The organism is Aeribacillus sp. FSL M8-0235 (assembly GCF_038000355.1).
GTDB classification, from domain to species: domain Bacteria; phylum Bacillota; class Bacilli; order Bacillales; family Aeribacillaceae; genus Aeribacillus; species Aeribacillus composti.
This window is the reverse complement of the sequence record NZ_JBBOBW010000001.1, coordinates 2,585,434-2,598,550: the sequence shown is the minus strand read 5'-3', so window position 1 is coordinate 2,598,550 and position 13,117 is coordinate 2,585,434. Positions and strand designations below refer to the sequence as shown.

General features: G+C 39.5%; 14 protein-coding genes, 1 riboswitch and 1 other annotated feature (1 of these 16 cut by a window edge). Of the genes, 13 read left to right on the top strand and 1 reads right to left on the bottom strand.

The window, feature by feature from the left end; all coding sequences use genetic code 11:
- Positions 1-21: 21 nt before the first annotated feature.
- A complete protein-coding gene (gene thiC, locus NSQ71_RS12615) occupies positions 22-1,764 on the bottom strand; it encodes a phosphomethylpyrimidine synthase ThiC (protein ID WP_340733999.1) in 1,743 nt (580 codons plus the stop codon).
- A gap of 136 nt (positions 1,765-1,900) precedes the next feature.
- Positions 1,901-2,016, bottom strand: a riboswitch (TPP riboswitch).
- Between the two features lie 193 nt (positions 2,017-2,209).
- Between thiC and NSQ71_RS12610 the strand changes: the two genes are divergently transcribed.
- The 13 genes from NSQ71_RS12610 to recO all read left to right on the top strand — a co-directional run bounded on the left by NSQ71_RS12610 (position 2,210) and on the right by recO (position 12,885).
- Positions 2,210-3,493, top strand: a complete 1,284-nt coding sequence (locus NSQ71_RS12610; protein WP_340733998.1) for an NfeD family protein — start codon at positions 2,210-2,212, stop codon at positions 3,491-3,493.
- A 16-nt stretch (positions 3,494-3,509) separates the two neighbouring features.
- A complete protein-coding gene (floA, locus tag NSQ71_RS12605; protein WP_066247540.1) occupies positions 3,510-4,502 on the top strand; it encodes a flotillin-like protein FloA in 993 nt (330 codons plus the stop codon).
- 28 nt (positions 4,503-4,530) lie between these two features.
- Complete coding sequence (locus NSQ71_RS12600; RefSeq protein WP_340733997.1) at positions 4,531-4,908, top strand: hypothetical protein; 378 nt, start codon at positions 4,531-4,533, stop codon at positions 4,906-4,908.
- 63 nt (positions 4,909-4,971) lie between these two features.
- Positions 4,972-5,256 (top strand): sporulation protein YqfC, encoded by a 285-nt coding sequence (yqfC, locus tag NSQ71_RS12595; RefSeq protein WP_063388039.1) that lies wholly within the window; start codon positions 4,972-4,974, stop codon positions 5,254-5,256.
- Positions 5,257-5,266: 10 nt separating this feature from the next.
- Positions 5,267-6,460, top strand: a complete 1,194-nt coding sequence (gene yqfD, locus NSQ71_RS12590; protein ID WP_063388040.1) for a sporulation protein YqfD — start codon at positions 5,267-5,269, stop codon at positions 6,458-6,460.
- 3 nt (positions 6,461-6,463) lie between these two features.
- Positions 6,464-7,426, top strand: coding sequence for a PhoH family protein (locus NSQ71_RS12585; protein WP_063388041.1), 963 nt, complete (start codon positions 6,464-6,466; stop codon positions 7,424-7,426).
- Between the two features lie 60 nt (positions 7,427-7,486).
- Entirely contained in the window at positions 7,487-9,619 is a 2,133-nt protein-coding gene (locus tag NSQ71_RS12580; protein WP_063388042.1) for an HD family phosphohydrolase, read from the top strand.
- Entirely contained in the window at positions 9,616-10,092 is a 477-nt protein-coding gene (gene ybeY, locus NSQ71_RS12575) for an rRNA maturation RNase YbeY (RefSeq protein WP_130158844.1), read from the top strand. The genes NSQ71_RS12580 and ybeY overlap by 4 nt, the downstream gene beginning before the upstream one ends.
- A 2-nt stretch (positions 10,093-10,094) precedes the next feature.
- Positions 10,095-10,454 (top strand): diacylglycerol kinase family protein, encoded by a 360-nt coding sequence (locus NSQ71_RS12570; protein ID WP_063388044.1) that lies wholly within the window; start codon positions 10,095-10,097, stop codon positions 10,452-10,454.
- Positions 10,455-10,552: 98 nt separating this feature from the next.
- The gene (locus NSQ71_RS12565) at positions 10,553-10,951 is read left to right on the top strand and encodes a cytidine deaminase (RefSeq protein WP_339193093.1); all 399 of its coding nucleotides are present in this window, start codon (positions 10,553-10,555) and stop codon (positions 10,949-10,951) included.
- Entirely contained in the window at positions 10,944-11,849 is a 906-nt protein-coding gene (gene era, locus NSQ71_RS12560; RefSeq protein ID WP_094246235.1) for a GTPase Era, read from the top strand. Before NSQ71_RS12565 ends, era begins: the two co-directional genes overlap by 8 nt.
- Positions 11,850-11,961: 112 nt before the next feature.
- Positions 11,962-12,102 carry a YqzL family protein gene (locus NSQ71_RS12555; RefSeq protein WP_065095532.1) on the top strand — a complete coding sequence of 47 codons (141 nt, stop codon included), beginning with the start codon at positions 11,962-11,964 and terminating at the stop codon, positions 12,100-12,102.
- A 30-nt stretch (positions 12,103-12,132) separates the two neighbouring features.
- The gene (gene recO / locus NSQ71_RS12550; protein ID WP_066247548.1) at positions 12,133-12,885 is read left to right on the top strand and encodes a DNA repair protein RecO; all 753 of its coding nucleotides are present in this window, start codon (positions 12,133-12,135) and stop codon (positions 12,883-12,885) included.
- 116 nt (positions 12,886-13,001) lie between these two features.
- Positions 13,002-13,117: a binding site (T-box leader), on the top strand; it runs 58 nt beyond the window's last position.

Here is a 13,117-nt window from a genome sequence, read left to right as displayed (position 1 = left end):
GAGCATTAGTTTGAAAATTATTTATCGATAAAGGGATGATCCGCCCTCTATAAATTCTTTTGCTTTTTGCCTCAAACCTTCCTGAACGAAATCAGAATCACTTGAACCGGCCATTTTTCTTAAATTGTGGGAAATTTTCATCGAGCAAAATTTTGGACCGCACATAGAACAAAAATGGGCAATTTTCGCTCCTTCTGCCGGCAAAGTTTCGTCATGATATTCGCGTGCCCGTTCAGGATCGAGAGAAAGATTAAATTGGTCGTTCCAGCGAAATTCAAAACGGGCTTTTGATAAAGCATCATCCCTTATTTGGGCGCCTGGATGCCCTTTTGCCAAATCTGCGGCGTGGGCTGCAATTTTGTAAGCAACAACACCTTGGCGCACATCCTCTTTATTGGGAAGGCCTAAATGCTCTTTCGGAGTTACATAACATAGCATGGCCGTTCCGTACCAGCCGATCATGGCTGCTCCAATGGCTGACGTAATATGATCATAGCCGGGAGCAATATCGGTTGTTAATGGACCAAGGGTATAAAAAGGAGCCCCCTTGCAAATTTCATTTTCTAAATCAACATTTTCTTTAATTTTATGCATCGGAATGTGCCCAGGGCCTTCGATCATGACTTGAACATCATGTTTCCAGGCGATTTCCGTCAATTCACCGAGCGTTTTCAATTCGGCAAATTGCGCTTCATCATTGGCATCTCGAATAGATCCGGGACGCAAGCCGTCACCTAATGAAACAGCAATATCATATGTTTTTAAAATTTCGCAAATCTCTTCAAAATGAGTGTATAAAAAGTTTTCTTGATGATGCGCCATACACCACTGGGCCATGATCGAACCGCCGCGGGATACGATTCCGGTCGTCCTTTTGACGGTCAAAGGGATATAATGAAGCAGCACGCCGGCATGTATAGTAAAATAATCGACCCCTTGTTCTGCTTGCTCAATTAATGTATCACGGTAAATTTCCCATGTTAACTCTTCAGCAACGCCATTTACTTTTTCGAGCGCTTGGTAAATCGGGACGGTTCCAACCGGCACGGGCGAGTTGCGGATGATAAATTCTCTTGTTGCATGAATATTTTTTCCTGTTGACAGGTCCATAATTGTGTCAGCGCCCCAGCGAATGGCCCAAAGCATCTTCTCAACTTCTTCTTCAATTGACGATGTTACAGCTGAATTGCCAATGTTGGCATTAATTTTTACATGAAAGTTCCGGCCGATGATCATCGGTTCACTTTCCGGGTGATTAATGTTGGACGGAATAATGGCCCTGCCGGTAGCGACTTCTTGACGAACGAATTCAGGATCCATGTTTTCACGAATCGCCACAAACTCCATCTCTGGGGTGATGATCCCCTTTTTTGCATAGTGCATTTGTGTAACGACAGCACCTTTTTTTGCTTTGAAAGGCTTTCGATGAAAAGGTGTGGCAATATTGTGATCTTCCCAATTGCGAAATCCATTATCTTCAGGCTTTACCTGGCGCCCGTCATATTCTACAACATCATGACGGTCTAAAATCCACTGTTTGCGCACAGCCGGCAAACCTTTATGAATATCTGCCTGAAAATCAGGATCTGTATAGGGACCGCTCGTGTCATAAACCTTTACAGGTTCATTTTCAAACGTTCCCGCTTCCGTTTTCGTGGGAGTTAATTGAATTTCCCTCATCGGAACCCGAATATCGGGTCTCGACCCAGTCACATAAATTTTTTTGCTTGCTGGAAACTGCATGTTTTCGAAATAATGTTTCATTTTTCTCCTCCTCCATTTTTTTATCTGAAGATGTGCATAGAAAAATAGGAGGGGAGATGGGATGTGAAAAATAAAAACGGGTTCGCTTTAACACGAACCCGATCAATTCAATATAGAAAAAGAAGGCAATACAAAATACTCCCGCTACCTACTTCCCTACGCTGGCATCATCCAGATCAGGTTCAAAGGGTTGAAGAACTTCAGGCGCGTTCTTCTCTCAGTCCAGCTAATTGGACACCCCTAGTAGATGGTTATATATTTTTTTTAATAGTAACATAATATGAAAAATAATGAAAATATTTTTTCGTTTCATGTTTGTTTGCAGAATAGTTGATTTTTGAAACTTTCTGCACAATTGTCCGTAATAATATTAGGCAAAAAATAAGGGGGGAGAGGCCTGAAATCAAACAATAAGTTTTTCGCTATTTGCGCTCTGCTGCTCATCTTGTCGATTATTTGTGCGTCTTTTGATGCCAAATCAGCTGAAGGAAAAACTGTTTATTTTATTCCGATTGAAAATACAATTGAAAAAGGGTTGGTGCATTTTATTAAACGATCCATTCAGGAGGCGGAAAAAGAAAAAGCGGATGTCATTGTTTTTGAATTGAACACTCCTGGCGGTGCTTTAGAGGCAGCGATAGAAATAGGTAAAATGATTATGGATACAGATATCAAAACAATCACTTATGTAAATAAACATGCGATTTCCGCAGGGGCTTATATAGCATTAAGGGCTGATCAAATATATTACCATCCTGGCGGTACCATTGGGTCAGCGGCTGTCATTGACTCCAATGGCAATGCTGCAGAAGTAAAAGTGCAATCGTTTTGGAAAGCAGAGATGAGAAATGCTGCTGAGGTTCATGGCAGAGACCCTATGTTCGCTGAGGCGATGGTAGACAGCAGCTTGGATATGCCCGAATATGGTGCAGAAAAAGGAGAATTACTAACATTAACAGCAAAACAAGCGATGGAAGTCGGGTATGGTGAAGGCATCGCCAAAAGCCGGGCAGAGCTTTTGAAATCGATCGGAATGGAAGGTGCAAAAATCCAAGAGACTGAGGAGACGTTTGCTGAAAAAATAGCCCGTTTTGTAACAAACATGTATACCATTCCGATATTATTAACGATTAGCGGTTTAGGGTTTGTGTTAGAATTGTACACTCCTGGGTTTGGCATTCCTGGTTTTATTGGACTATTGGCGCTGTTTTTGTTTTTCTTCGGTCATTTTATTGCAGGGCTTGCGGGATTGGAAACGGTTGTTTTGTTCGTGCTTGGGGTTCTGCTTATAATTGCAGAGTTGTTTGTTCCAGGAGGAATTATTGGAGCAATCGGTTTTCTTTCAGTCCTTTTAAGTTTATTTTTAGCAGCTGATCATATAGGACATATGGCGGTTTCTCTTTTTATTGCCGGTTCCATTTCGATATTCACAATATTCATCATGTCAAAGGTGATTGGTAAGCGTATGAAATGGTTTAAAAAAATTATTTTAAATGATTCAATCAGCACGGAGAAAGGTTATGTATCCAATCAAAATCGTACAGATTTAATTGGGAAAACGGGTGTAACTGTGACTGCTTTACGACCGGCAGGAACAGTAATGACCGATGGAGAGGAAAGATTGGATGTTGTGACAGAAGGAACGTATATTGAGAAAGGAAAAAAAGTGAAAATTGTTAAAGTAGAAGGCTCACGAATTGTTGTAAGAGCTATTAATGAAAATGAATAGGAGGTAGGTATATCACATGGATGTATCATTTTTTCTTTTACTAGGTCTTATCGTATTAGGTCTTATTTTGCTTGGCATCTTGTTCTCTTTTGTGCCGATTATGCTCTGGATTTCCGCTCTGGCAGCTGGCGTTCGCATCAGTATTTTGACTCTTATTGGAATGAGGCTGCGTAGAGTCATTCCAAGTCGAGTGATCAATCCGTTAATTAAAGCGCATAAAGCAGGCCTTGATGTCACAACGAATCAATTGGAAAGCCATTATTTGGCAGGAGGGAATGTTGATCGAGTTGTCAACGCATTAATTGCAGCTGAAAGAGCTAATATTGAATTGAGCTTTGAACGTTGTGCTGCGATTGATTTAGCGGGAAGAGACGTGCTTGAGGCCGTTCAAATGAGCGTAAATCCGAAAGTAATCGAAACCCCGTTTATTGCAGGGGTTGCCATGGACGGAATTGAAGTGAAAGCAAAAGCCCGCATCACGGTGCGAGCCAATATCGACCGGCTTGTTGGCGGTGCCGGGGAAGAAACGATTATCGCACGTGTAGGTGAAGGAATTGTCAGCACTATTGGTTCTTCTGATGATCATAAAAAAGTGCTGGAAAACCCTGATATGATTTCGCAAACAGTTTTAAACAAAGGACTCGATTCAGGAACAGCCTTTGAAATTTTATCCATCGACATCGCGGACGTTGATATCGGCAAAAACATCGGTGCGATCCTGCAGACAGATCAAGCGGAAGCGGACAAAAACATCGCGCAAGCTAAAGCGGAGGAACGCAGGGCGATGGCGGTGGCAAGAGAGCAGGAAATGCGAGCTAAAGTTGAAGAAATGCGGGCAAAAGTTGTTGAGGCGGAAGCGCAAGTTCCGCTTGCAATGGCGGAAGCTTTAAAATCAGGAAATATTGGAGTTATGGATTATATGAACATCAAAAACATTACCGCTGATACAAATATGCGTGATTCTATCGGAAAAATGACAAAAAACTCTGCTGGTGATGAAGAAGAATGATCTTTCTGCCCATCAAAGGAGGTGTCATATGGAAATATTTGAAAATCCACTGCTCATTTTTATTTTAATCGGGATTATTTCTTCTTTGTTTGGCAGAAATAAAAAAGATCAAGAGCAGCAGAAAAAAAGGAAACAAGTGGCAAAACAAACGAAACAAAGGACAAAAAATGTTTCGACAAGCCCTCCAAATGAATGGAATCAAATTCAAAATGTACACACAGGCCTATCCAGCCAACTAAAAAAAGCTGAAAAAGACAAATCGAATATGAAATCTTTTCATAATAAAAATAAAAAACAGAAACCATCAGCTTTACACATGCATTCAGCTGCAAAAGGAGTCATTTGGAGCGTCATTTTAGATGAACCCCGATCCAAAAAGCCCCATCGGTCGAATTTCATAAAATAAATGAATTAATGGTGTTAATCCCCTTTTGTCTCTCATAAATATGAGGATGAAGGGGGTTCTTTTATGGGCAAAAAATGGCATCAGCGAATAAAAAGCATATTGACAGAAGGATTGCAAATACCAGCTGACGTCATGATGGATCTTCCCCGTGTTACGATGATCGGTACATTGCATATATATATAGAAAATCATAAAGGACTGCTTTCCTTTACAGATAAAGAGATTCGAGTTTTGCTGCAGCAAGGCCAGATGCTCATTAAAGGAAGCGATTTTGTGATGAAAGCGATATTGCCAGAAGAGCTCCTTGTAGAAGGGAAAATTGAACAAGTATTATATATTGATCAGTAGGGGGATCGGGATGCGGAACAATTGGTTGTTATATTTTACAGGCTTCGTTCAGGTAATAGCGGAAGGAACCGGCTCAGAAAGAATGTTGAACGATTGCACGCGGCTTGGCATTGTCACAATAAATGTAAAGCGGCTGGAAAACGGTGCAATTTCTTTTTTTATACGCCTTAAAGATGTACAGGCTTTACGAAAAGTAGTTCGTAAACATGAATGTAAGTGCACCTTTCACCAAAGGATAGGATTTCCATTTTTATTAAAAAAATCATGGAGAAATTTTGGTTTTGTTATTGGAATTGTTCTGTTCATTGCCATTACATTTCTTTTATCCAACATGATTTGGCATATTGAAATAAAAGGGGCTAGTCCGAAAACAGAGCATTTAATACAAAAAGAATTGGACAAAATAGGAATTAAAAGAGGGACGTTTCAGTTTTTGACATCGAGCAATCAAACAGTTCAAAATCGTTTGATGAGCCAAATAGATGATATAACATGGATCGGTGTCAAATTAAAAGGAACGACATATTCTCTGGAAGTAGCCGAAAAGAAAAAAGAGCAAAAAAGCAAAGTGGAGGGGCCGAGGCATTTAGTGGCCGCGAAGGAAGCTGTTATAGCAAAAATGTATGTTGAAAAAGGACAACCTTTAGTAGACGTTCATGATTTTGTTAGAAAAGGACAAATATTAGTTTCCGGTGTAGTTGGAGAAGGTGATAAAATACGAAAAGTGGCAGCAGACGGAGAAATATTAGGCGAAACTTGGTATATTTCAACAGTGGAGGTGCCGCTTCAAACAACTTTCCAGTTATTTTCAGGAAAGTCAGTCACGAAGCATTTTCTCTCCTTTCGTTCTTTTTCCCTTCCTATTTGGGGGATGTTTCGCAATGATGAATCGGAATATCCGCAATATGCGGTGGAGCGAGACGAGCGTCCATTAAAATTTTTAAAATGGGATCTTCCAGTTAACTATAAGAAAGAAACGATTCGTGAGACGGAAACCTTTCACAGAAAATATTCTGTGGATGAAGCGAAACGGCAAGCGATTGCTGCCGGGAAAAATGACTTATTTCGAAAACTTGGAAAAGATGTCAAAATTGTTGGCGAAAAAGTTTTGCACGAAGACGTCGAGAATGGTAAAGTAAGATTGAAAATACACTTCCAAGTTATTGAAAACATTGTAAAAATAAAACGGGTTCAGGGAGATTAGAGAATGACAGAAGATTTAGTCACAATCAGCCAGAGTTTAGAAAATCCGAATGAAGCCATTAATTTATTTGGGATTCATGATGTTCATTTAAAAAGAATTGAAGAAGAGTTAAACGTATCGATCATTTCGCGCGGTGAAGCGGTATATGTTTCAGGAGATAAAGAAAAAGCTGAACTGGTTGAAGACATCTTGAAATCCCTTCTTTCGGTTATTCGAAAAGGAATTTCGATTAACGAACAAGACGTGCTTTATGCAACAAAAATGGCGAAAAGTGGGAAGATCGATGAATTTGAATCCCTATACGATGAAGAAGTTGCGAAAAATGCAAAAGGAAAAACCATTCGTGTAAAAACGCTAGGTCAACGAAAGTATTTTCAAGCAATTAAAACGCATGATTTAGTATTTGGAATCGGTCCAGCAGGAACAGGAAAAACGTTTCTCGCTGTTGTCATGGCCGTCCATTGCTTGAAAAATGGGCTTGTAAATAAAATCATATTAACGCGGCCGGCCGTTGAAGCTGGTGAAAATTTAGGTTTTTTGCCCGGCGATTTAAAAGAAAAGGTAGATCCTTATTTAAGGCCTTTGTATGATGCTCTACACGATATTTTAGGCGTGGACCATACGGAGCGCTTGTTAGAAAGAGGAGTTATTGAAATTGCTCCATTGGCGTATATGCGCGGAAGAACACTTGAGGATGCGTTCGTTATTTTAGATGAAGCGCAAAATACAACAACTCAGCAAATGAAAATGTTTCTAACCCGTTTAGGCTTTGGATCCAAAATGGTCATTACAGGCGACCTGACACAAGTGGATTTGCCAAAAGGAGTAAAATCAGGACTGCTTGAAGCGAATGAAAAATTATCAGGCATTCGGGGCATTTCATTCGTATATTTAAAGGAAACTGATGTCGTGCGGCACCCGCTCGTTTCAAAAATTATTGAGGCTTATGAAAAAGATGATCAGTAAGACCCGCTCATCATGACCGGGTCATTTTTTGCATAGAATTGATCGGAGGTGCTGTGACAAATGAAAAGAAAAATGGATCGCAAAGACAGGAAACAGCCGATATTCCATTTTTTAAAAAAAATGCAATCCCTTCATCTTTTCTTATATCCCGTTATTGGAGTAATTTTGTTTACCGTTTTATACAGCAATGTAGAACCGGACACGTTTGATGCCAAATTATTTTCAGTATCCGACCAAACGATTTACGCACCTGTTACCGTTGTCGATAAGGAAATGACGGAAAAGAGAAGAGAAGAAGCTGCTGAAAGCGTGGAAGATCAATATGTGCTAAAAAAAGAATATGCGGACAACAGTGTGGATTTGGTCGAATCTTTATTTGATGCCATCATGGAGGCTTCTTCTAATGCCGAAATGAGCAGCAAAGAGAAGCTTGACAGGCTTAAAAGCAGTTTAGGAGATATGTATGATAAATATCCTGAAAGCGTATATACATCGTTGTTAAGTGCAAATGAAGGACAGCTTACGCTGGCGAAAGATGCGGTTGTTACGGCTGTCAATGAAACGATGAGCGAGCCGATTCCGGCTGAAAAATTAGAAGAAGCGAGAAACAAAGTGAAAGAACGGCTTCAAAACGTGAATTTGCCGGATAAGATACGCTCAGCAGCTGAAGAGATTGGACGCAGCGCAATTATTTCCAATTATGTATTTGACCCAAAATCAACAGATGAAAAGCGGGAAGAAGCAAAAGAAAAAGTGCAGGAGGTTCAAATTAAGCAAGGTCAAATTATAGTCGAAGAGGGCCAATTAATTGACAGGGAAGTATATAGAAAGCTGGAATTGTTGGGCCTTTTAGATAATAAGTACACATTTCAGCCGATTATTGGTCTTTTCATTTTAGTCTTATTAGTGATGATCTATCTTGCATATTTTTTTGAAAAAGAAAAGAACTCGTTCTTTACGAGTAAAAACCAGTCATTGCTTCTCTTTACCATCATCCTAGCGATAACGTTAACGGTCATGAAGATTATCAGCTTATTTCAAAAAATGGACTATTCTCATATCGGCTTTATTGTCCCGGTGCTGATGGGAGTTATGTTGACAAAGCTTTTGATTAATGACCGCCTTGCGTTCGTGACAAGCATTATATATGCTTTTTGCGGAAGCTTGATTTTTAATGATGGAGTCACTGGCACATTTAATTTTACAATTGGTCTTTACTACTTATGCGGGTGCATCGCAGCCATTCTGTTTCTAGGGGAACATAACGTCCGTTCGAAAATTTTACAAGCTGGTCTTTTCGTTTCGGCTGTTAATATTGTTGTGATCACCGCTATTTTATTCATTCAAAATGGAATTTATTCGAATCTAGAGATCGGTTCTTATTTTCTTATGGCGATTGTATCAGGTGTTATCTCTTCCGTCTTGACAATCGGTTTAATGCCTTTTTTTGAATCAGGTTTTGGCATTTTATCGACGATGAAGCTGATTGAACTGTCGAATCCGAATCATCCTTTATTAAGGAAAATATTAACGGAGGCGCCTGGTACTTATCATCACAGTGTAATGGTGGCCAATCTAGCCGAGGCTGCTTGCGAAGCGATCGGTGCGAATGGGTTGTTGGCAAGAGTTGGAAGCTACTATCACGATATCGGCAAGACGAAACGGCCGCGCTATTTTATTGAAAACCAAATGAACATGGAAAATCCGCATGATAAATTGTCCCCTCAGCTAAGCAAAAACATTATTATTGCTCATGCTGAAGAGGGAGCAGAAATGTTAAGGAAGCATAAAATGCCGAAAGAATTTATCGATATTGCTCTGCAGCATCATGGAACATCGCTTTTAAAATTTTTCTACCATAAAGCCCAAGAAAATAGTGATCAGCCTATTTTGGAAAGTGAGTTTAGATATCCGGGTCCGAAGCCGCAAACGCGGGAGATTGCCGTTATTTGTATCGCTGACAGTGTAGAAGCAGCTGTTCGTTCAATGAAAAATCCGATGCCCGAAAAAATTGAAAAGCTTGTTCGTTCCATCATAAAAGATAAACTTCAAGACGGGCAATTCGACGAATGTGATATAACGTTTAAAGAGCTTGAAACGGTGGCAAAAATATTGTGTGAAACATTGAAGGGGATTTTTCATTCAAGAATTGAATATCCGGAATTTCATGAAAAGAAGGTGAAGAAAACATGACATTATCCATTGACATTTTCGACCAGACGGAAACACTCTCTTCTGAGGAAATAGAAACGATCGAAAATTTGCTGCAATTTGCTGCTTTAGAAGAACGTGTTCCCAAAGATTCGGAAGTATCTATAACCTTTGTTACTAATAAACACATTCAAGAGATCAATCGGGATTACCGGGGAAAAGATCAGCCGACAGATGTGATTTCATTTGCGCTTGAAGAAACAGGAGAAGATGAAGTGGAGATCCAAGGTGCTGATCTCCCCCCTCATTTAGGGGATATCATTATCTCAATAGAAAAAGCGAAAGAGCAAGCAGAAGAATACGGCCACTCATTTATGAGAGAGCTCGGATTTTTATCTGTTCACGGCTTTTTGCATTTATTAGGTTATGATCATATGACAAAAGAAGAAGAAGAAAAAATGTTTTCAAGGCAAAAGGAAATTTTAGAGAAATTTGGATTGAAAAGAACAGGATAAACATGAAGACTTTGTTGAAAAGCTTTTATTTTGCCGTACAAGGAATAGCTGCAGCCTTCCAATCCGAGCGGAACTTTAGAATTCATGTGACAGCTGCGATCATCGTGATCGCAGCCGGATTATTTTTCAACATTAGCTTAATTGAATGGATTGTCATTCTCCTATTAATTGGCGGAATGTTAGCTTTAGAGCTGGTCAATACTGCCATTGAGCGAATCGCTGATGCTGTGTCGAAAGAATTTCATCCTCTGCTTAAAACTGCAAAAGATGCAGCTGCAGGAGCAGTATTGGTTTATGCAGCCGTTTCGGTTGTTATCGGATTCATCATTTTTGCCCCCAAAATAATTGAAGTTTTTTCGTGAAAAATGTAGAATTTTCTGAAAAAATAAACGTGAAATTAAATGAAAAATGATGTAAAATAATGAGTATAAGCTGCAACGTAAACGAAAGGAAGGAAGCTATGGACTCCCATCAACTGATTGAAGAAGCAAAAAGAGCAAGAGAATTTGCTTATGCACCATACTCTCGATTTAAAGTAGGTGCAGCACTTCTGACAAAGGATGGAAAAGTATACAAAGGATGCAATATTGAAAACGCAGCTTATTCCATGTGCAATTGTGCCGAGCGCACTGCTATATATAAAGCGGTTTCAGAAGGTGAAAATGAATTCGCAGCTATTGCCATAGTTGCGGATACAAAGCGCCCTGTATCGCCATGCGGCGCTTGCAGGCAAGTCATAGCAGAGCTCTGTCCTAAAAATATGAAGGTGATTTTGGCGAATCTTAACGGAGACTATAACGAGCTAACAGTTGAACAACTATTACCAGAAGCATTTTCATCGGAGGATTTACATGAATAAGACAGAATTTAAATCAGGATTTGTATCAATCATTGGCCGTCCGAATGTCGGCAAATCGACTTTTATTAACCGTGTAATCGGTCAAAAAATTGCGATTATGAGCGATAAACCTCAAACAACGAGAAACAAAATACAAGGGGTTTATACGACGGAAAACTCACAAATTATTTTTATCGACACTCCCGGTATTCATAAACCAAAGCATAAATTGGGCGATTTTATGATGAAAGTCGCTCAAAATACGCTCAAAGAAGTGGATCTAATTCTGTTTATGATTAATGCTGAAGAAGGATTAGGCCGCGGTGATGAATATATCATGGAACGATTGAAGGAAACCGATACTCCTGTATTTTTAGTTGTCAATAAAATCGATCGGGTTCATCCTGATGATTTATTGCCGCTTATTGATCAATACAGGGAAAAGTTCGAGTTTCAGGAAATTGTTCCAATTTCTGCCCTGCAAGGAAACAACATTGAAACGTTGCTAGGGCAAATTGAAGCGTATTTGCCGGAAGGTCCGCAATATTATCCTAGTGATCAGGTGACAGATCACCCGGAACGTTTTATCATTTCTGAACTAGTTCGCGAAAAAGTATTGCATTTGACAAGAGAAGAGATCCCGCATTCTGTCGCAGTTGTTGTTGATTCTATTGAAAAAAGAGAAAACCATGCAGTATATATAGCTGCAACAATTGTTGTGGAACGCAACTCTCAAAAAGGTATTATCATTGGGAAGCAAGGAAGAATGTTGAAAGAAATTGGGAAAAGGGCAAGGGTTGACATTGAAAACTTGCTCGGATCAAAAGTCTTTTTAGAGCTGTGGGTCAAAGTGCAAAAAGATTGGAGAAATCGCCTGTCGCAATTGCGAGATTTTGGATTTAGGGAAGACGAATATTAATTGACTTGAAGGAAGTTAGAAATATTTTCAAAACATGAAAATGAGTCAAAAAGGCTATGATAACAATGAATTGGATATAGCTTAGGAACAACGACAGAAAGGTGGGGACAATATGTTAGATTTTACCTGGAAAGTATTCACGTTTACAGGTAATATTGACACATATCTCCTTTTTAAAGAGCTTGAAAAGGAGCGGACGAAAGATTGTCAAATGAAGGAAGAAGAGCGGACTGAGGTTGATCTCCCTGTTTAGTAGTGCTGTATCCAATAGGATGGTGGAGAAATGCTTGTAAAGACGGAAGGAATTGTCATTCGTACAACGGAATATGGTGAGACCAATAAAGTTGTTACAATATATACAAGGGAGTTTGGGAAAGTTGGTGTAATGGCACGGGGCGCAAATAAACCGAACAGCCGCCTCGCAGCTGTTACCCAACTTTTTACGTATGGAAATTTTTTGTATCATCAATCTTCTGGATTGGGCAATTTAAGCCAAGGAGAAATCATTTCCGCTTTTAGAGAGATTAAGGAAAATATTTTTTTGACTGCATATGCTTCATATATTGTAGAGCTCCTTGATAAAGGAACAGATGAAAAAGACAGAAACCCTTTTTTGTTTGAGCTCTTATTTCAAACACTTCATCTGCTGAATGAAGAAAAGGATGCGGAAATTTTGACCAATATATTTGAAATAAAGATGCTCAACGTTCTCGGTTTATATCCCGAATTAAACAAATGTGCAGTAAGCGGCGAAACAAACGGACCGTTTCATTTTTCATTAAAAGAAAACGGATTGATTTGCAGCCGCTGTTTTGAAAAAGATCCTTACAGGCTCAATATTTCTCAGAAGACAGTGAAGCTGTTGCGGCTGTTTTATTCTATTGACTTAAACCGCATTGGTCAAATATCCGTCTCCGCTGAGACAAAAAAAGAACTGAGATTTGTTCTTGATCAATATTATCAGGAATATGCAGGTTTATCGCTGAAATCGAAAAAATTTTTAAATCAGCTTGACAGTTTAAAAGAAATGTTGTAAACCATATACATGGATGTGAAACCTTTCAAATGAAGGATTTATCCCCCCTCATGCTGTTAGAAAAAGCGATTTAATGTCATGTAATGAGCGGAAATGATACGTGTCAAATTGAATAATAAAATGCGATGAAGGAAAAGAGTACCTGCAATCTTCATAGAAAGCGACCTTAGGATGGTGCGAGCTAAGGTATGAGGATGCAGGGAACGGCGTTCCAGAGCAATAACGGTTTACG

Coding starts and splice junctions, on each gene's coding strand:
- thiC (WP_340733999.1), bottom strand. CDS start 1,764: ATGAAACATTATTTCGAAAACATGCAGTTTCCAGCAAGCAAAAAAATT.
- floA (WP_066247540.1), top strand. CDS start 3,510: ATGGATGTATCATTTTTTCTTTTACTAGGTCTTATCGTATTAGGTCTT.
- NSQ71_RS12600 (WP_340733997.1), top strand. CDS start 4,531: ATGGAAATATTTGAAAATCCACTGCTCATTTTTATTTTAATCGGGATT.
- yqfC (WP_063388039.1), top strand. CDS start 4,972: ATGGGCAAAAAATGGCATCAGCGAATAAAAAGCATATTGACAGAAGGA.
- yqfD (WP_063388040.1), top strand. CDS start 5,267: ATGCGGAACAATTGGTTGTTATATTTTACAGGCTTCGTTCAGGTAATA.
- NSQ71_RS12585 (WP_063388041.1), top strand. CDS start 6,464: ATGACAGAAGATTTAGTCACAATCAGCCAGAGTTTAGAAAATCCGAAT.
- NSQ71_RS12580 (WP_063388042.1), top strand. CDS start 7,487: ATGAAAAGAAAAATGGATCGCAAAGACAGGAAACAGCCGATATTCCAT.
- ybeY (WP_130158844.1), top strand. CDS start 9,616: ATGACATTATCCATTGACATTTTCGACCAGACGGAAACACTCTCTTCT.
- NSQ71_RS12570 (WP_063388044.1), top strand. CDS start 10,095: ATGAAGACTTTGTTGAAAAGCTTTTATTTTGCCGTACAAGGAATAGCT.
- NSQ71_RS12565 (WP_339193093.1), top strand. CDS start 10,553: ATGGACTCCCATCAACTGATTGAAGAAGCAAAAAGAGCAAGAGAATTT.
- era (WP_094246235.1), top strand. CDS start 10,944: ATGAATAAGACAGAATTTAAATCAGGATTTGTATCAATCATTGGCCGT.
- NSQ71_RS12555 (WP_065095532.1), top strand. CDS start 11,962: ATGTTAGATTTTACCTGGAAAGTATTCACGTTTACAGGTAATATTGAC.
- recO (WP_066247548.1), top strand. CDS start 12,133: ATGCTTGTAAAGACGGAAGGAATTGTCATTCGTACAACGGAATATGGT.